The sequence below is a fragment of the Pseudomonas sp. HMWF032 genome (genome assembly GCF_003060885.1).
Lineage (GTDB): Bacteria > Pseudomonadota > Gammaproteobacteria > Pseudomonadales > Pseudomonadaceae > Aquipseudomonas.
Genome location: NZ_QAIG01000005.1, coordinates 351,242 through 368,043, shown reverse-complemented (window position 1 = coordinate 368,043; position 16,802 = coordinate 351,242). Strand labels below are relative to the sequence as shown.

Sequence of the window (16,802 nt, the reverse complement as noted above, 5' to 3'; positions counted from 1 at the left end):
GCGGCTAAAGCCCCTCCCACGACACGGCAAAACTTGCGAAAACATACGCGTTTGGTCAGCCGCTCAAGCGCGCTCAGCGTTCTTGATTGATACCTGATTATTCAGCGTCCAGAAGTCATACAGCACGCCGATCAGGAACAAGCCACCGGTAAACAGGTACAGGATGCCGGTGATCCACTTGCCCTGATACATGCGGTGCACGCCGAAAATGCCGAGAAAGGTCAGCAGAATCCAGGCCACGTTGTAATCGGTGTCACCGGCGGTAAAGCGCAGATCGGCTTCGCGGTCCATGGCCGGGATCAGAAACAGGTCAACAATCCAGCCAATAAACAGCAAGCCCAAGGTGAAGAACCAAATGGTTCCGGTCACCGGTTTGCCGTAATAAAAACGGTGCGCGCCGAGAAAGCCAAAAATCCACAGCAAGTAGCCGATGACTTTGCTGTGCGTGTCCTGTCGCTGCATGGAATTGCCTCCCCTATTGATATGACGGTTGGACGCCACACTCTACGCAAGGTTCGCCGCAGGAGGAAATTCGGCCGCCCCATCCCCTTGAAGGTGCTTGCCGGTTGCCAGATACTGTATGCATAACCAGTCAATGCAGGCCGTATCATGCAACTGATCGAAAAGCTCACCGTGCTGGCCGATGCCGCCAAGTACGATGCCTCCTGCGCCAGCAGTGGCGCGCCCAACCGCAGCTCCAAGGGCAAGAGCGGCATCGGCTCGACCAACGGCATGGGCATCTGCCACAGCTTCACCCCGGACGGGCGCTGTGTGGCCTTGCTGAAAATCCTGCTGACCAATTTCTGCCTGTATGACTGCCAGTACTGCGTCAACCGCCGCTCCAGCGACGTGCCGCGCGCGCGTTTTACACCCGAAGAAGTGGTGACCCTGACCCTCGACTTCTACAAGCGCAATTGCATCAGCGGCCTGTTTCTCAGCTCGGGGATCATCCGCTCGGCCGATTACACCATGGAGCAGCTGATCCGCGTGGCCAAACTGCTGCGCGAGGAACATGAATTTCGCGGCTACATCCACCTCAAAACCATCCCCGATGCCGACCCGCTGCTGATTGCTGAAGCCGGTCGTTACGCCGATCGCCTCAGCGTGAACATCGAACTGCCCACTGAAAGCAGCCTGATCCGTCTGGCCCCGGAAAAGCAGGTGCGCACCATCAAGCAGGCCATGCATTCCATCCACCAAGGCGAGAGCGAAGCGCGCGCGGAAACACGCGCGCCACGCTTCGCCCCGGCTGGGCAAAGCACGCAAATGATCATTGGTGCCGATGCCACCGACGACAGCACCATCCTGCACACCGCCGCCTCGCTCTACGGCAATTACCGCTTGCGTCGGGTCTATTACTCCGCGTTCAGCCCGATTCCGCAGAGCCCGAATACCGTGCCGTTCGAAGCCCCGCCGCTGCTGCGTGAACACCGGCTGTATCAGGCTGATTTCCTTTTGCGCGGTTATGGCTTCGAGGTGGGCGAGTTGCTCAAGGGCCCCGGCAATCTGGCCCTGGACATTGACCCGAAACTGGCCTGGGCACTGAACAACCGCGAGCATTTCCCGGTCGACCTCAATCGCGCCGAACCGGCCATGATCGCCCGCGTGCCCGGTATCGGCGTGCTCAGCGCCAAACGGCTGGTGGCCTTACGCCGGGAAAAGCGCATCCGCTTCGATGACCTCACACGCCTGCGCTGCGCCTTGGAAAAGGCCAAGCCCTTTATCGTCACCCAGGACTATCGCCCCCTGCAGGCCAGCCGCGAATCCCTGCTGCTGCGCCAGCAACTGAGCGAAACCCCTGCACAAATGGCGCTGTGGTGATGCACAGCGCGCAATTCGACGGCAGCTTTGCCGGCTGGCGTGAGGTCGCTAGAAGCCTGTTACAGCAAGGCGTGCCGCCACATCAGATCACCTGGCTGGCTGACGGAGCCAGCCGCGGTCTGTTCGACCACACGCCATCACCCAGCAATCCACCCGCAGCAAAACCAGCACTGCGCATCCCCAAGCAGCTACTGGAACTGCTGCAGAATGCGGCCTATTTTCGCGTCGAGGATCGCTGGAGCCTGCTCTATCGGATTCTCTGGCGCGTCGCCCAGGGTGATCACGCCGCCATGCTGCCGGGGGATATTGACGGCAGCCAGCTGCACAAACGACTCAAGGCGATACGCCGCGAGGCCCATCACCTGCATGCCTTCTTACGCTTTCATCCACGCCCGGAAAACGCCGAAGGGCCACAACTGGTGGCCTGGCACGAACCGGCCCATGACATCCTCGCCAGTGCCAGCAGACACTTTGCCGAACGCCTAGGGCGAAACACATGGCTTATTGCCACGCCGGATGACGGCGTCTACTGGGACGGCCAGCACTTGCACTACCAACGACCGTGCCCAAGTGAATGGCAGCGCCTGGCGCAAGCGCCCGAGGACAAGGGAGAAGCACTGTGGCTGGCCTATTACGGCAGCACCTTCAACCCAGCGCGGCTGAACCGCAGTGCCCTGGAAACCAGCATGCCCGTGCGCTTCTGGAAAAATCTGCCGGAAGGCACGCTGATTCCACAATTGATGAGCCAGGCCCGCGCCGGCGCGCAACGCGATGGCCAGGCCGAAGCCGTAGCGCGCCAGGGCGGCAAACGCATTCGCCACCCCAGCACGCAACCACCCGCACTCAGCGAAAGCGGCGACCCGGCTCTTCGTCGCTGATTTCCAGCGACAGACCCTGGGCCATGCTGCTCAGGTGATCACCATCGGTTTCCGAACCGAGCTTGATCATCAGGCGCAGGTCGTTGGCCGAGTCGGCGTACAGCAGCGCATCTTCATAGGTGATCTCACCCTGGCTGTAGAGGTTGTACAGCGCCTGGTCGAAGGTCTGCATGCCCTGCTCGGTGGAGCGTTTCATCAGTGACTTGAGCTCATGCACCTCACCCTTGCGGATCAGGTCAGCCGCCAGCGGGGTATTGATCAGCACCTCAATCACCGCACGGCGGCCCTTGCCATCCGGGGTTGGAATCAGTTGCTGCGCGACGATGGCCTTGAGGTTGAGCGACAGGTCCATCCACACCTGGTTCTGCCGATCGGAGGGGAAGAAGTTGATGATGCGGTCCAGCGCCTGGTTGGCGTTGTTGGCGTGCAGGGTAGCCAGACACAAGTGACCGGTTTCGGCGAAGGCCACGGCATGGTCCATGGTTTCGCGGGTACGCACCTCACCGATAAGAATCACATCAGGCGCCTGGCGCAGGGTGTTCTTCAGTGCCACCTCGAAGGACTCGGTGTCGATGCCCACCTCACGCTGAGTGACGATGCAGCTCTGGTGCTGGTGGATGTACTCGATCGGGTCTTCGATGGAAATGATGTGGCCGCTGCTGTTCTTGTTGCGGTAGCCAATCATTGCGGCCAGCGAGGTCGACTTACCGGTACCGGTCGCGCCGACAAACAGCACCAGGCCGCGCTTGGTCAGGGCCAGCTTCTTGAGGATTTCCGGCAGTTTCAGCTCGTCCAGCGTCGGGATGTTGGTCTCGATGCGACGCAGCACCATGCCGGCAAGGTTGCGCTGGTAAAACGCACTGACGCGGAAACGGCCAACGCCGCGGGCACTGATGGCGAAGTTGCACTCGTGGTTCTCGGTAAAGTCACGGCGCTGCTGTTCGTTCATCACAGCGTGCACGGTTTCGCGGGTCTGCTCCGGCGACATGGGCGTCTTGGTGATCGGCATGATCTTGCCGTTGACCTTCATCGACGGTGGCACGCCCGCAGTAATAAACAGGTCAGAGCCGCCCTTTTCAACCATCAGGCGCAGCAGTTTTTCGAATTCCATCGTTGTTCGCCCATGTGCATCACGCGGTTATGCAAAGGCCAGCGGCAGGCGCGTGAATTGCCGCTGGTGTGGACCCGGTGGCGGAACCACCTGAGTGTTGTCGGTCTAGAAGTTTTCCGGAGTTTTGGCTTTTTCCCGCGCGGCTTCGCGCGTGACGATACCTTTGGACACTAGGGTTTTCAGGCAGGAATCGAGCGTCTGCATACCCAGAGAACCACCGGTCTGGATCGCCGAGTACATCTGCGCCACCTTGTCCTCGCGGATCAGGTTACGGATGGCCGGGGTGCCGATCATGATTTCATGGGCCGCCACGCGACCACCGCCGATTTTCTTCAGCAGGGTTTGCGAGATCACCGACTGCAATGACTCAGACAGCATGGAACGCACCATGGACTTCTCTTCAGCCGGGAAAACGTCAACCACACGGTCGATGGTTTTGGCCGCCGAGGTGGTGTGCAGGGTGCCAAACACCAGGTGACCGGTTTCTGCGGCAGTCAGCGCCAGGCGGATGGTTTCCAGGTCACGCATCTCGCCGACCAGGATAATGTCCGGGTCTTCCCGCAGCGCCGAGCGCAGGGCTTCGGAGAAGCCCAGGGTGTCACGGTGCACTTCGCGCTGGTTGACCAGGCACTTCTTCGACTCGTGCACGAACTCGATTGGGTCTTCGACGGTGAGAATGTGGTGGTACTTGTTGCTGTTGATGTAGTCGAGCATCGCCGCCAAGGTGGTCGACTTGCCCGAACCGGTTGGCCCGGTGACCAGCACCAGGCCGCGCGGCACATCGGAAATCTTGCGGAAGATCTCGCCCATGCCGAGGTCTTCCATGCTCAGTACTTTCGAGGGAATGGTCCGAAATACCGCGCCAGAACCGCGGTTCTGGTTGAAGGCGTTAACCCGGAAACGCGCAACACCCGGCACTTCAAAGGAGAAATCGGTTTCGAGGAACTCCTCAAAATCCTTGCGCTGCTTATCGTTCATGATGTCGTAGATCAGTGCGTGGACCTGTTTGTGGTCCAGCCCAGGCAGATTGATCCGGCGAACATCACCGTCAACCCGAATCATCGGAGGCAAGCCAGCGGAGAGATGCAGGTCCGATGCACCTTGCTTGGCACTGAAGGCCAGCAATTCAGTGATATCCATGGGACTCCCTAATGACAGACAAGCAGGTAGAATGCCGCGAAACCCAGGCGGCGGGCGCAAGTAATGTCCACGATAGCAGAGAATATTGCAAAGGTCGGAGCGCGTATCCGTGAGGCGGCGCAAGCCTCGCAGCGCGATTATGCGGCTGTCGGCCTGCTCGCGGTAAGCAAAACCAAACCTGCTGCGGCGATCCGTGAAGCCTTTGCTGCCGGCGTGCCGGACTTCGGCGAGAATTACCTGCAGGAAGCCTTGGAAAAGCAGACCGAACTGAGCGATCTGCCGCTGACCTGGCACTTTATCGGCCCGATTCAATCGAACAAAACCAAGCCGATCGCCGAGCACTTCGCCTGGGTGCATTCGGTGGATCGCCTGAAAATCGCCCAACGCCTGTCTGATCAGCGTCCGATAGGCATGCCGCCCTTGAATATCTGCCTGCAGGTGAATGTCAGCGGTGAGGCCAGCAAATCGGGCTGTCACCCGGACGAGTTAACGGCGCTGGCACACGCGGTTACACAACTGCCCAACCTGCGGCTGCGTGGATTGATGACAATCCCCGAGCCCACCGATGACCCCAGCGAGCAACGTGCCGCCTTCGCCCGCTTGCGCGAACTGCAACACGACCTGAACCTGGGCCTCGACAGCCTGTCCATGGGCATGAGCCATGATCTGGAAGCGGCGATCGCCGAAGGCGCAACCTGGGTGCGCATCGGTACCGCCTTGTTCGGCGCGCGCGACTACAGCAGCCACTGATTGAGTTTGCCTTCAGCCTTATTAAGGAAGCCCGTTATGACCACTCCCCGCATTGCCTTTATCGGTGCCGGCAATATGGCTGCCAGCCTGATCGGCGGCCTGCGTGCCCAGGGCATCGGCGCCGACGCCATTCGCGCCAGCGACTGCGGTGCCGAACAACGCAGCAAGATCAGCGCTGAGTTCGGCATTACCACGTTCGAGGCCAACGCCGAAGCCATCCAGGGCGCAGACGTAATCGTGCTGTCGGTCAAGCCGCAGGTGATGAAGGCGGTCTGCCTGGACCTCGCCGCGCACATCGGCGCACAGCAGTTGGTGGTGTCGATTGCGGCCGGAATCAGCTGCGCCAGCCTGGAAAACTGGCTCGGCCCGCGCGCGATTGTACGCTGCATGCCCAACACGCCGGCGTTGCTGCGCCAGGGCGTCAGCGGCCTGTATGCCAATGCGCAGGTTTCACCGGCCCAGCGCCAGCAGGCCGAACAGCTGCTCAGCGCCGTTGGCCTGGCGCTGTGGCTGGATCAGGAAGCGCAGATCGATGCCGTCACCGCCGTATCCGGCAGTGGTCCGGCGTATTTCTTCCTGCTGATCGAAGCCATGACCGCCGCAGGCGAGAAACTCGGCCTGCCGCGCGAGACCGCCGCCCAGCTGACATTGCACACTGCACTCGGCGCGGCCCGGATGGCCGTGGCCAGCGATGTCGAGGCCAGTGAACTGCGCCGCCGGGTCACCTCACCGGCCGGCACCACCGAAGCCGCAATCAAGACCTTCCAGGCCAATGGCTTCGAAGCCCTGGTCGAGAAAGCCCTGAACGCCGCCGCCCACCGCTCTGCCGAGCTGGCCGAACAACTGGGTCAATAAAGGAGCCACCATGATCGGACTCGACAACGCCGCTGTTTATATCCTGCAGACCATTGGCAGCCTGTACCTGCTGATTGTGTTGCTGCGCTTTATCCTGCAACTGGTGCGGGCAGACTTCTACAACCCGCTTAGCCAGTTCATCGTACGCGCCACCCACCCGCTGCTGAAACCGCTGCGCAAGGTGATTCCGAGCGTCGCCGGGCTTGATCTGGCCTCGCTGGTGCTGGCCATCCTGGTGCAGTTGGTGCTGATGGCATTAACCCTGATGCTGCTCGGTTATGGCGTGGATAACCCGCTGCAGCTGCTGGTGTGGTCGATTGTTGGCGTCACCGCGCTGTTCCTCAAGGTGTTCTTCTTCGCTCTGATCATCAGCGTGATCCTCTCCTGGGTCGCCCAGGGCAGCCATAACCCCACCGCCATGCTGATCAATCAGATCTGCGAACCGTTGCTGTCGCCGATCCGCCGTTTGCTGCCGAGCATGGGCGGGCTGGACCTGTCGCCGATCGTCGCATTCCTGATTCTCAACCTGATCGACATGCTGGTGATCCGCAATCTGGCGATCATGACCGGGATGTACAAAGGCCTCAGCCTGGCGATCTGAGCCAAGCACCGATGAGCCATTTTCGCTGGGACGGCGCCGACCTGATCCTCGACTGCCACCTGCAGCCCAAGGCGAGCAAGGATGAGTTCGCCGGGCTGCACGGTGATCGGCTGAAAATCCGCCTCACCGCGCCCCCCCGTAGACGGCAAAGCCAATGCGCTGCTGCTGGCCTTCCTGGCCTGCGCATTGGCCGTCAGCAAAAGCCAGGTCAGCCTGGAAAGCGGCCAGCAAAGCCGGCAAAAACGCGTGCGCATCAAACAGCCGCAACGACTTCCGCCGGAGCTGGAACTGACCACTCAGTCACCCTGACTGACCATAAGGCGGGCGTGCGACGACATGCAATTGACGCCATAGCTGTGGCCCGCATAATGCCAATCGAGTCAATCCACGAACGTCGTGGATCTGGCTTAATTTCACAGGCTTTAAAGCGTCATCTGCCGCGTCGACTCGCTAAGCGGCAACATGCAATGTGTGCCCGACTTGACTTGGGTGCCGTATAGCCCCAGTCGCCCCACAATGGATGCGCCAACCGGAGGAAAGCCAGGATGAGCATGGAACGTCTCAGTCAGCAGGTGGATGCGTACGTCGCCTGGAAGCGCGAGCTGATGCGTGAGATCACACGCTATCGCAGTTGGCTCATGACCAACCGGCTGAACTCCGAGGCCGTGGAGGCCAAGCTTGAGCGCGCACTGAAGCTGCTGCGTACCGACCACATTACCCTGGCCTTTGTCGGCGAGTTCTCGCGTGGCAAGACCGAGCTGATCAACAGCCTGTTCTTCTCGTCCTACGGCCAGCGTATGCTGCCGTCCCAGGCGGGGCGCACCACCATGTGCCCCACCGAGCTGTTCTTCGACCCCCGTTCGGAACGCTCCTATATCCGCCTGCTGCCCATTGAAACCCGTGTCGCCGAAGCCAGCGTGGCGCAGTTCAAGCGCATTCCCCGACATTGGGTGAATATCCCGCTGGACCTCAGTGACCCGGACAACATGGTGCAGGCCTTCAATCAGGTCGCCCGAACCAAGCCCATGCCCGTGGAGCAGGCGATCGCCCTGGGCTTTCACCCAGACATGCTGGAAAGCACCAGCAAACCCGGCGAAGTGCTGGTGCCGGCCTGGCGTCACGCCATGGTCAACTTCGACCACCCGCTGCTGCGTCAGGGCTTACGCATTCTTGATACGCCTGGTTTGAATGCCCTCGGCAGCGAGCCGGAGCTGACCCTGTCGATGCTGCCCAGCGCCCAGGCGATCATCTTCCTGCTGTCCGCCGACACCGGCGTGACCGCCAGCGACATGGCCGTGTGGCAGCAGCATATCCGCCAGCTTGACGAAGACACCCAGACCAGCCTGTTCGCCGTGCTGAACAAGATCGACGTGCTCTGGGATGACCTGGCCGGCGAAGCCTTTGTGCAAAACGCCATCCGCCAGATCCAGACCAGCACCGCGCGCCAGCTCGGCATCCGCGTCGAGGACGTACTGCCGCTGTCGGCTAAGCAGGCGATGCTGGCCAAGGTGCGCAAGGACACCGAGCTGTTGGCCCGCAGCCAGATGAGCAACCTGGAAAACCTGCTCTGCGAGCGCATCATTGCGCAGAAAGAACGCCTGCTCGAGGACCGCGTGGTCAATCAGGTGCTGAAGCTGCTGCAGAACAGCCAGCATGTACTCAACCTGCGCCTGGAAAAGGTCAACGAACAACAGGCTCTGCTGAGCAATCACCAGCACGACAATGGCCAGATGCTGTTCGAGTTGACCGCCAAGACCAAGGAAGACCACAGCCAGCACCACAAACGCCTGCTGGGCCTGAAAACCAACCAGCGCCTGCTTAAGCGTCAGGGCGATCTGCTGCGCCACGCCTCACGCAGCGAACGCCTGGACGAACACCTGAACAAGGTGCGCAAGAACCTCACCGGCAGCTGGACCACCTTGGGTATCAACCAGGCCATCCTGCATTTCTTTCGCAGCATAGAGCAGGACCTGCACAACCTAGCGCAGGAAGCCGAGATGGCCAACAAGATGATCGCGGCCATCTACCGTCGGCACAACGAAGAGAACCCGCTGCACGGCGTCGACGCACCGCAGTTCAACGTCAACCGCTACCTGCGTGAACTCAAGCAGCAGCAGACCAAGGCCGACCAGTTCCGCCTGCAGCTGAAAACCCTGCTGACTGAACAGCGCAGCCTGACCAAACGCTTCTTCGCCACCCTGGTGCAGGAAGTGATCGGCCTGCATCAGCGCATGCGCCAGGAAACCGAGCAGTGGGCCAACGATGCGCTGATGCCGCTGATGCAGCACACCCTGGAGCACAAGCAACTGCTGGAGACCCACATGCTGCGGCTCAAGGCCCTGGCCCAGGAGACTCAGCAGGCGCGCCAGCGCGGCCAGCAACTGGCACGCTACAGCGGCGAACTGGAACAGCAACTGGCGCAAGCCAACGACATGCTGCGCACCCTGCGCCGACCTGCACCTGTGCAGCGCCAAGGTAAGGTAGTCAATCTGCCAGGGGCCGCACGCCCACACAGCATCGGCGAATAGCCCCTTCTTATCAGCACTACACAGCCGCCCCATGCGCTTGCCGCCTGGGGCGGCGCTCTTTAGACTGCGGCTCTTCCTTTTTTGCGAGCAGGGTCGATGCCGACTGCCTTTCCCCAAGACTCTGTTGGCCTGGTAACCCCGCAGGTGCTGCAGTTCGCAGAACCTCTGGCGCTGGCCTGTGGGCGCAGCCTGGCCGACTACCAACTGATCGTCGAAACCTATGGCGAACTGAATGCCACGGCGAGCAACGCCGTGCTGATCTGCCACGCCCTTTCCGGCCACCACCACGCCGCCGGGTACCACAGTGCCGACGACCGTAAACCGGGCTGGTGGGACAGCTGCATCGGCCCCGGCAAGCCTATCGACACCAACACGTTCTTTGTCGTCAGCCTGAACAACCTCGGCGGCTGCAACGGTTCCACCGGCCCCAGCAGCATCAACCCGGCGACCGGCAAACCCTTTGGCGCGGACTTCCCGGTGATGACCGTGGAGGACTGGGTGCACAGCCAGGCGCGGCTGGCCGACAACCTCGGCATCCGCCAGTGGGCAGCCGTGATCGGCGGCAGCCTCGGCGGCATGCAGGCGATGCAATGGACCATCAGCTACCCCGAGCGCGTGCGCCACTGCCTGGCGATTGCCTCGGCACCCAAGCTGTCGGCGCAGAACATCGCCTTCAACGAAGTGGCGCGCCAGGCGATCCTCACTGACCCGCAGTTCCACGGCGGACACTTTCAGGAACAGGGCGTGATCCCCAAACGCGGCCTGATGCTGGCGCGTATGGTCGGCCACATCACCTACCTGTCGGACGACGCCATGGGCGAGAAATTCGGCCGTGGTTTGAAGAGTGAAAAACTCAACTACGACTTTCACAGCGTCGAGTTTCAGGTGGAAAGCTACCTGCGCTACCAGGGCGAGGAGTTCTCCGGCCGCTTTGACGCCAACACCTACCTGCTGATGACCAAAGCGCTGGACTACTTCGATCCGGCAGCCAATCACGATGGCGACCTGGCCAAGACCTTGGCCCACGTCAGCGCTGATTTCTGCGTGATGTCCTTCACCACCGACTGGCGCTTCTCGCCGGCACGCTCGCGGGAAATCGTCGATGCCCTGACTGCCGCGAGGAAGAACGTCTGCTACCTGGAAATCGACGCCCCCCAGGGCCACGACGCCTTCCTGATGCCGATCCCGCGCTACCTGCAGGCGTTCGACAGCTATATGAAACGGATTAAGGTGTAGCCATGCGCGCGGACCTCGACATCATCCAAGAGTGGATTCCCGCAGGCAGCCGTGTGCTCGACCTGGGGTGCGGCAATGGCGAGTTACTCGCCTGGCTGGCCGAACACAAGCAGGTCAGCGGCTACGGCCTGGAAATCGATGCGGACAACATCGCCCAATGCGTGAGCAAGGGTGTCAACGTGATCGAGCAGAACCTCGACAAGGGGCTGGGCAACTTCGCCAGTAACAGCTTCGATGTAGTGGTCATGACCCAGTCACTGCAAGCCCTGCACTACCCGGACAAGGTGCTGGCGGAAATGCTGCGGGTCGGCAAGACCTGCATCATCACCTTCCCCAACTTCGGCCACTGGCACTGCCGCTGGTACCTCACCACCAAGGGCCGCATGCCGGTGTCGGATTTTCTCCCATACACCTGGTTCAACACGCCGAACATCCACTTCTGCACCTTCGAAGACTTCGAAAAGCTGTGTCACGATCAAGGTGCGAAAGTGATGGATCGCCTGGCCGTGGACCGCGACCACCGGCACGGCTGGGCCAGCCGGATTTGGCCTAACCTGTTAGGTGAAATCGGCATTTACCGGATCAGCGGGCCGACCGCCCAGGATGTTCAAATCGCCAATTGAGCGGCCTTATCCCAGGCTGCTGTCCATCTGGAGAACCCTTATGCGTCGCATCGCACTACTGTTGATCGCCCTGTGCCTGAGCCTGCCAGCGCTGGCTGAACGCAAGCAGACGTTCGGCGACCTCGACGTGCACTACATCGCCTTCAATTCCAGCTTTCTACAGCCAGATATCGCCGCCGCCAACGGCCTGGTGCGCAGCAAGACCCAGGGCGTGGTGAACATTTCCGTGCTCAAGGCTGGCAAGGCCAGCAACGCCAGCGTCAGTGGCGAAGTGAAGGACCTGGTCGGCCGTAGCCAGCCGCTGACCTTCAAACAGGTCAACGAAGGTGAGGCCATCTATTACCTGGCACAATTCACCTTCAGCCAGCGTGAAATGCTGCGCTTCACCATCAACGTGCGCGCGGCCGATGGCGTGGCGCACAGCTTCGACTTCAACCAGGAAGTCTTCCCAGACGAATGATGGCCCTGAATACATGATGCCTTTCAACGAGCTGGTATTGGCCAGCCACAACGCCGGCAAACTCAAAGAGCTGCAAGCCATGCTCGGCAGCAGCGTGCGCGTGCGCTCGGTCGGCGAGTTCTCCATGATTGAGCCGGAAGAAACCGGCTTGTCGTTTATCGAAAACGCCATTCTCAAGGCGCGCAACGCCGCACGCCTGTCAGGCTTGCCAGCGCTGGCCGACGATTCCGGCCTGGCAGTGGATTTTCTCGGCGGTGCGCCGGGCATCTACTCGGCGCGCTACGCCGATGGCCAAGGTGACGCGGCGAATAACGCCAAGTTGCTCGCCGCGCTAAAAGACGTGCCAGACGCCGAGCGCGGCGCGCAGTTCGTCTGCTGCCTGGCGCTGGTGCGGCATGCCGACGATCCGCTGCCGATCATCTGCGAAGGCCTCTGGCACGGACGTATCCTGCACGCCGCGCAAGGCGTGGAAGGCTTTGGTTATGACCCGCTGTTCTGGGTGCCCGAGCGCGACTGCTCCAGCGCTGAACTGCCGGCGGCCGAGAAAAACCAGATCAGCCACCGCGCACGCGCCATGGCCCTGCTTAAACAGCGGCTGGGCCTGGCATGACCACGGCGTCCGGCGGTGGCTTCGCGCTGCCGCCCCTTGCACTCTATGTGCACATTCCCTGGTGCGTGAAGAAGTGCCCGTACTGCGACTTCAACTCCCACACCGCCGGGCCCAACCTGCCGGAAGATGAGTACGTCGATGCCCTGTTGGCCGATCTGGATGCTGATCTGGCGCAGGTGCATAACCGGCCGTTGAGTTCGATTTTCTTTGGCGGCGGCACCCCCAGCCTGTTTTCGGCCAAGGCCCTCGGCCGCCTGCTCCAAGGCGTAGAGCGGCGCGTACCATTTGCCGCCGATATCGAAATCACCCTGGAAGCCAACCCCGGCACCTTCGAACAGGCCAAGTTCAAGGACTACCGCCGCCTGGGCATCAATCGCCTGTCGATTGGCGTGCAGAGTTTCCAGGCGCCCAAGCTGATCGCCCTGGGCCGAATCCACAACGGCGATGAAGCCGTACACGCCGCCGATATGGCCCGCGCCGCCGGCTTCGACAATTTCAACCTGGACCTGATGCACGGCCTGCCGGACCAGTCCATCGAGGATGCACTCAGCGATCTGCGTACCGCCATTGCCCAAGGGCCGACGCACCTGTCCTGGTATCAGCTGACGGTGGAGCCGAACACGGTGTTCTGGAACCAGCCGCCCGAAGTGCCGGAAGACGATGTGCTGTGGGACATTCAGGAAGCCGGACAAGCGCTGCTGGCCGCTGAAGGTTATGCGCAGTACGAAGTGTCGGCCTACGCCCAGCCCGGCAAAGCGGCGCGGCACAACCTGAACTACTGGACCTTCGGCGATTTTCTCGGTATCGGCGCTGGCGCTCACGCCAAACTTAGCCAGCCGAACGGGCGCATCAGCCGTAGCTGGAAAACCCGCCTACCCAAGGACTACCTCGACGCCAGCAAGCGCTTCAGCGCCGGCAAGCGCATCCTCGGTGCTGATGAGCTGCCCTTCGAATTTCTGATGAATGTGCTGCGCCTCACGGACGGCGTCGCCAGCGAACTGTTCACTCAACGCACCGGCCTGCCGCTCAGTCTGCTTGCTGCCGCGCGCGTCGAGGCGCAAAAGCGCGGCTTGCTGCACAGCGATCCGACACGCCTATGCGCCACCCGCGAAGGCCAGCTGTTTCTCAACGATCTGCTGCAGTATTTTCTACCCTGACGTACACGCCGCCACGGCTAAGGACACCGGATGGACCTGCTACTCGACCTGATCGTCACCCTGTCGCGCTGGAGCCGTGGCCACCTGTACGACATCTCCCTGGCGATCATGGCCACCCTGCTGGTGCTCTTCGGCCCCGGCATCAACACCTGGGTGCAACGCAACACCAGCAGCATGAACTTCATCCTGCGCACGCTGATCTTCGTCCTGCTCTGCGCGGTGGGCTACGGCCTGCTGATGGTCTTCGCCACGCCGTACCTGGCCAAGGGCCTGGGCTTCTTCAACAATTTCACCCTGGCCCCGGTGCTGATTCTGGTGTTCTTTATCATCGGCATTCTCGCGGATCGGAGCTAGGCTGCTGGCGAACTGATCGGGAGCCTGAGCACGGGCTCCCGCTTGCAGGCGTAACCGCCAACTAACGCCCATCACGTCCTGGCAACAAATTGCCGACCGACTGTGACGATCATCGCAGATCGCCTTCACGCCTCAACAAGCGCCGATTTTTTTCATTAGCCTTGCGCCCCCAACACTGCTCGCAGTGCTGGTTGCAGCCGTTTTATCCCATCCAAACAGCGCCTCCAGCCTTTCCTTGCCCGACCTTGCGTCGGCTGCGGCAGTGCATTACGGCCACACCTACTGATGCCCTAGCCATGATCACGCCTGCCCTGCGCCCACTTCTCCGCCTGCTACTGCTGCACATCACGCTGCTCGGTATCGCCAGCCAGGCCAATGCGTCGCCCGAAGCGCCTGCACAAAACGAAGACACTTGGACCATCAATATGCAGAGTGCGGAGATCCGCGACTTTATTGAGCAGGTTTCCAGTATCAGCGGACAGACCTTTATCATCGATCCACGGGTGAAGGGTCAGGTCACCGTGGTGGCGCAACAGCCCATGAACCTGGCCGAGGTGTACAAGCTGTTTCTCTCGGTGATGAGCACCCATGGTTTCGCGGTGATGCCGCAAGGCAATCAGTTGAGCATCATCCCCAACAGCGAGGCCAAGACCACCGCTGGCAGCCAGGGCAATCTGGAAACCCGCGTGCTGCAGGTGCAGCACGGTGCGGCCAATGACCTGCTGCCGCTGATCCGCCCCCTGGTCGCCAACCACGGGCATTTAGCTGCGGTGCAGTCGTCCAACAGCCTGATCATCAGCGACACCCCGGCCAATATCGCCCGCATCAACGAAGTCATCCGCCAGCTGGACAGCCAGAATCAGGACGATTTCAGCGTCTATGACCTGCGCCATGCGTGGGTGCAAGAACTGGCCGCGGTGATCAACAGCTCGCTGCAAAATCCGCAAGCCAGCGGCGCCCAGGTGATCGCCGATAGCCGCGCCAACCGCCTGCTGTTGCTGGGCCCGCAAGAGGCACGGGCGCGGCTGTTGAAACTGGCGCAGAGCCTCGACACGCCCAGTTCGCGCTCGGCCAATACGCGGGTTATCCGTTTGCGCCATGGCGATGCCAAGGAGATGGCGAAGACCCTCGGCGACTTCGGCGACAACCTGAGCCAAGGCCAGGGCAGTGAAAATACGTCCCCGCTGAAGTTGATGATTCGCGCAGACGAAAGCCTGAATGCCATCGTCATCATGGCCGAAGCCGATATCGTCAATATGTTCGAGGACCTGGTGCGCCAGCTGGATATACCCCGCGCCCAGGTGCTGGTGGAGGCGGCCATCGTAGAAATGTCCGGCGACATCAACGACGCCCTCGGCGTGCAGTGGGCCATCGACGGTCGGGGCAACGGTGCAGGTCTCGGCGGGGTGAATTTCAGCAACACCGGCCTGTCGGTCGGCACCTTGCTCGGCGCAATTGCCAGTGAGAAGCCCGGCGAACTGGCCAGCGCACTGCCCAACGGGGCGATTCTGGGGGTTGGCAATGACAACTTCGGCGCGCTGATCACCGCACTGTCCTCGAACGGCAAAAGCAACCTGCTCTCAACCCCAACCCTGCTGACCCTGGACAACCAGGCCGCCGAGATTCTGGTGGGGCAGAACGTGCCGTTCCAGACCGGTTCCTATACCACCGACGCCGCCGGTTCGAGTAACCCCTTCACCACCATCGAGCGCAAGGATATCGGCGTCACCCTCAAGGTCACCCCACATATCAATGAAGGCGCCACCCTGCGCTTGGTGATCGAACAGGAAATCTCCTCCATCGCCCCGAGCACCGGGCTGAATGCCCAGGCCGTGGATCTGGTGACCAACAAGCGCTCGATCAAGAGCACCGTATTAGCCGATGACGGTCAGGTGATCGTGCTCGGAGGCCTGATTCAGGACGACATCACCAGCAGTGAGAGCAAGGTGCCACTGCTCGGCGATATTCCCGGCGTGGGCCGTCTGTTCCGCTCTACCCGTGAGGCCCGACAGAAGCGCAACCTGATGGTGTTCCTGCGCCCAACCGTGGCGCGCGACGGTGTCGGCCTGGCCAACCTGAGCCTGGGCAAATACCGCGACCTGCGCCTGCTCGGCCAGGCCAACGGTTACGACCATCTGCCGCAGCAGGCCCATGCCTTGTTCGACCAGGGCATTGAGGCGCCTGCGACCGACCTGCGCCAACCAGCAAAAGCCATCCCGGCAAAACCGAGCAAAACCCTGATTGAAACTCCAAAACCTGTCGACCCCGCCACCCTGGGCGATGGCCGCGGTGGCGAAAGCAAACCCAAGGTTGCAGCGCGCCGCCACACCATCAAGCTGGTTGAAGGCAGCAGCCGCGAATTTATGCAGGCCCTGCTCGAACGCCATCCCAAACAGCCGCTGCGCCTGGCCGAACGCAATGAAGCCGGAGAAACCCGCTATGCCGTGCTTTATGGCAGTTACCCGAGCCGTGAAATGGCGCTCAAAGCCCTCGCAGCCCTGCCCGAACAACTGCCCAAACGCAGCGCCAGCGCCCAGCCCGAGTAAGCGTAACGCCGTTGCTGCAGCGCGTAGCAACGGCATAACCGAGCCGCCTGGAACTGTGCCCCATTCCGAGCGAGACGTGGCACACCCTGCATATGAGACCAACGTTCAAATTAAACAAGCTGGCCCTGCCCA

Annotated in this window: 16 protein-coding genes and 1 pseudogene; 14 read left to right on the top strand and 3 right to left on the bottom strand. The window is 61.4% G+C overall.

What is annotated here, in order from left to right; all coding sequences use genetic code 11:
* Nucleotides 1-63 precede the first annotated feature (63 nt).
* On the bottom strand, nt 64-462 hold the full coding sequence (locus DBR00_RS04530; RefSeq protein WP_108489866.1) for a TM2 domain-containing protein: 399 nt from the start codon (nt 460-462) through the stop codon (nt 64-66).
* A 147-nt stretch (nt 463-609) separates the two neighbouring features.
* On the opposite strand from DBR00_RS04530, the gene DBR00_RS04525 reads away from it, so the two are divergent.
* Together DBR00_RS04525 and DBR00_RS04520 are read left to right on the top strand one after the other, a co-directional pair.
* Nucleotides 610-1,821, top strand: coding sequence for a putative DNA modification/repair radical SAM protein (locus DBR00_RS04525; RefSeq protein WP_108538020.1), 1,212 nt, complete (start codon nt 610-612; stop codon nt 1,819-1,821).
* Nucleotides 1,821-2,699, top strand: coding sequence for a TIGR03915 family putative DNA repair protein (locus DBR00_RS04520; protein WP_108487798.1), 879 nt, complete (start codon nt 1,821-1,823; stop codon nt 2,697-2,699). The genes DBR00_RS04525 and DBR00_RS04520 overlap by 1 nt, the downstream gene beginning before the upstream one ends.
* On the opposite strand, the gene DBR00_RS04515 is transcribed toward DBR00_RS04520, so the two are convergent.
* Together DBR00_RS04515 and DBR00_RS04510 are read right to left on the bottom strand one after the other, a co-directional pair.
* A complete protein-coding gene (locus tag DBR00_RS04515) occupies nt 2,665-3,810 on the bottom strand; it encodes a PilT/PilU family type 4a pilus ATPase (RefSeq protein ID WP_108487799.1) in 1,146 nt (381 codons plus the stop codon). The two genes, DBR00_RS04520 and DBR00_RS04515, sit on opposite strands and share 35 nt — an antisense overlap.
* A 105-nt stretch (nt 3,811-3,915) precedes the next feature.
* Complete coding sequence (locus DBR00_RS04510) at nt 3,916-4,950, bottom strand: type IV pilus twitching motility protein PilT (RefSeq protein ID WP_108487800.1); 1,035 nt, start codon at nt 4,948-4,950, stop codon at nt 3,916-3,918.
* 63 nt (nt 4,951-5,013) lie between these two features.
* Here DBR00_RS04510 and DBR00_RS04505 point away from each other — a divergent pair, with 63 nt between their 5' ends.
* From DBR00_RS04505 to gspD, 12 genes and pseudogenes are all read left to right on the top strand, one after another.
* Complete coding sequence (locus tag DBR00_RS04505) at nt 5,014-5,700, top strand: YggS family pyridoxal phosphate-dependent enzyme (RefSeq protein WP_108487801.1); 687 nt, start codon at nt 5,014-5,016, stop codon at nt 5,698-5,700.
* A gap of 36 nt (nt 5,701-5,736) precedes the next feature.
* Nucleotides 5,737-6,555: a pyrroline-5-carboxylate reductase gene (gene proC / locus DBR00_RS04500; RefSeq protein WP_108487802.1), complete on the top strand. Its 819-nt coding sequence runs from the start codon at nt 5,737-5,739 to the stop codon at nt 6,553-6,555.
* A 10-nt stretch (nt 6,556-6,565) separates the two neighbouring features.
* Entirely contained in the window at nt 6,566-7,156 is a 591-nt protein-coding gene (locus DBR00_RS04495; RefSeq protein ID WP_108487803.1) for a YggT family protein, read from the top strand.
* Between the two features lie 11 nt (nt 7,157-7,167).
* A pseudogene (locus tag DBR00_RS04490) lies at nt 7,168-7,465 on the top strand (DUF167 family protein).
* A gap of 236 nt (nt 7,466-7,701) precedes the next feature.
* Nucleotides 7,702-9,684, top strand: a complete 1,983-nt coding sequence (locus DBR00_RS04485) for a dynamin-like GTPase family protein (protein ID WP_108487804.1) — start codon at nt 7,702-7,704, stop codon at nt 9,682-9,684.
* Between the two features lie 96 nt (nt 9,685-9,780).
* Nucleotides 9,781-10,920: a homoserine O-acetyltransferase gene (locus DBR00_RS04480; protein WP_108487805.1), complete on the top strand. Its 1,140-nt coding sequence runs from the start codon at nt 9,781-9,783 to the stop codon at nt 10,918-10,920.
* 2 nt (nt 10,921-10,922) lie between these two features.
* Nucleotides 10,923-11,543: a methionine biosynthesis protein MetW gene (gene metW / locus DBR00_RS04475; protein WP_090250134.1), complete on the top strand. Its 621-nt coding sequence runs from the start codon at nt 10,923-10,925 to the stop codon at nt 11,541-11,543.
* 40 nt (nt 11,544-11,583) lie between these two features.
* Nucleotides 11,584-12,003, top strand: a complete 420-nt coding sequence (locus tag DBR00_RS04470) for a DUF4426 domain-containing protein (protein WP_108487806.1) — start codon at nt 11,584-11,586, stop codon at nt 12,001-12,003.
* A 13-nt stretch (nt 12,004-12,016) separates the two neighbouring features.
* Complete coding sequence (gene rdgB, locus DBR00_RS04465) at nt 12,017-12,613, top strand: RdgB/HAM1 family non-canonical purine NTP pyrophosphatase (RefSeq protein ID WP_108487807.1); 597 nt, start codon at nt 12,017-12,019, stop codon at nt 12,611-12,613.
* Nucleotides 12,610-13,770: a radical SAM family heme chaperone HemW gene (gene hemW, locus DBR00_RS04460; protein ID WP_108487808.1), complete on the top strand. Its 1,161-nt coding sequence runs from the start codon at nt 12,610-12,612 to the stop codon at nt 13,768-13,770. The genes rdgB and hemW overlap by 4 nt, the downstream gene beginning before the upstream one ends.
* A 30-nt stretch (nt 13,771-13,800) precedes the next feature.
* Nucleotides 13,801-14,124, top strand: coding sequence for a DUF3392 domain-containing protein (locus DBR00_RS04455; protein ID WP_108487809.1), 324 nt, complete (start codon nt 13,801-13,803; stop codon nt 14,122-14,124).
* A gap of 296 nt (nt 14,125-14,420) precedes the next feature.
* Nucleotides 14,421-16,670, top strand: a complete 2,250-nt coding sequence (gene gspD, locus DBR00_RS04450) for a type II secretion system secretin GspD (protein WP_108487810.1) — start codon at nt 14,421-14,423, stop codon at nt 16,668-16,670.
* Nucleotides 16,671-16,802: the final 132 nt, after the last annotated feature.

Excerpts from the sequence above, each read along its gene's own strand:
- DBR00_RS04530 (WP_108489866.1), bottom strand. The coding sequence starts at position 462 with ATGCAGCGACAGGACACGCACAGCAAAGTCATCGGCTACTTGCTGTGG.
- DBR00_RS04525 (WP_108538020.1), top strand. The coding sequence starts at position 610 with ATGCAACTGATCGAAAAGCTCACCGTGCTGGCCGATGCCGCCAAGTAC.
- DBR00_RS04520 (WP_108487798.1), top strand. The coding sequence starts at position 1,821 with ATGCACAGCGCGCAATTCGACGGCAGCTTTGCCGGCTGGCGTGAGGTC.
- DBR00_RS04515 (WP_108487799.1), bottom strand. The coding sequence starts at position 3,810 with ATGGAATTCGAAAAACTGCTGCGCCTGATGGTTGAAAAGGGCGGCTCT.
- DBR00_RS04510 (WP_108487800.1), bottom strand. The coding sequence starts at position 4,950 with ATGGATATCACTGAATTGCTGGCCTTCAGTGCCAAGCAAGGTGCATCG.
- DBR00_RS04505 (WP_108487801.1), top strand. The coding sequence starts at position 5,014 with ATGTCCACGATAGCAGAGAATATTGCAAAGGTCGGAGCGCGTATCCGT.
- proC (WP_108487802.1), top strand. The coding sequence starts at position 5,737 with ATGACCACTCCCCGCATTGCCTTTATCGGTGCCGGCAATATGGCTGCC.
- DBR00_RS04495 (WP_108487803.1), top strand. The coding sequence starts at position 6,566 with ATGATCGGACTCGACAACGCCGCTGTTTATATCCTGCAGACCATTGGC.
- DBR00_RS04485 (WP_108487804.1), top strand. The coding sequence starts at position 7,702 with ATGAGCATGGAACGTCTCAGTCAGCAGGTGGATGCGTACGTCGCCTGG.
- DBR00_RS04480 (WP_108487805.1), top strand. The coding sequence starts at position 9,781 with ATGCCGACTGCCTTTCCCCAAGACTCTGTTGGCCTGGTAACCCCGCAG.
- metW (WP_090250134.1), top strand. The coding sequence starts at position 10,923 with ATGCGCGCGGACCTCGACATCATCCAAGAGTGGATTCCCGCAGGCAGC.
- DBR00_RS04470 (WP_108487806.1), top strand. The coding sequence starts at position 11,584 with ATGCGTCGCATCGCACTACTGTTGATCGCCCTGTGCCTGAGCCTGCCA.
- rdgB (WP_108487807.1), top strand. The coding sequence starts at position 12,017 with ATGATGCCTTTCAACGAGCTGGTATTGGCCAGCCACAACGCCGGCAAA.
- hemW (WP_108487808.1), top strand. The coding sequence starts at position 12,610 with ATGACCACGGCGTCCGGCGGTGGCTTCGCGCTGCCGCCCCTTGCACTC.
- DBR00_RS04455 (WP_108487809.1), top strand. The coding sequence starts at position 13,801 with ATGGACCTGCTACTCGACCTGATCGTCACCCTGTCGCGCTGGAGCCGT.
- gspD (WP_108487810.1), top strand. The coding sequence starts at position 14,421 with ATGATCACGCCTGCCCTGCGCCCACTTCTCCGCCTGCTACTGCTGCAC.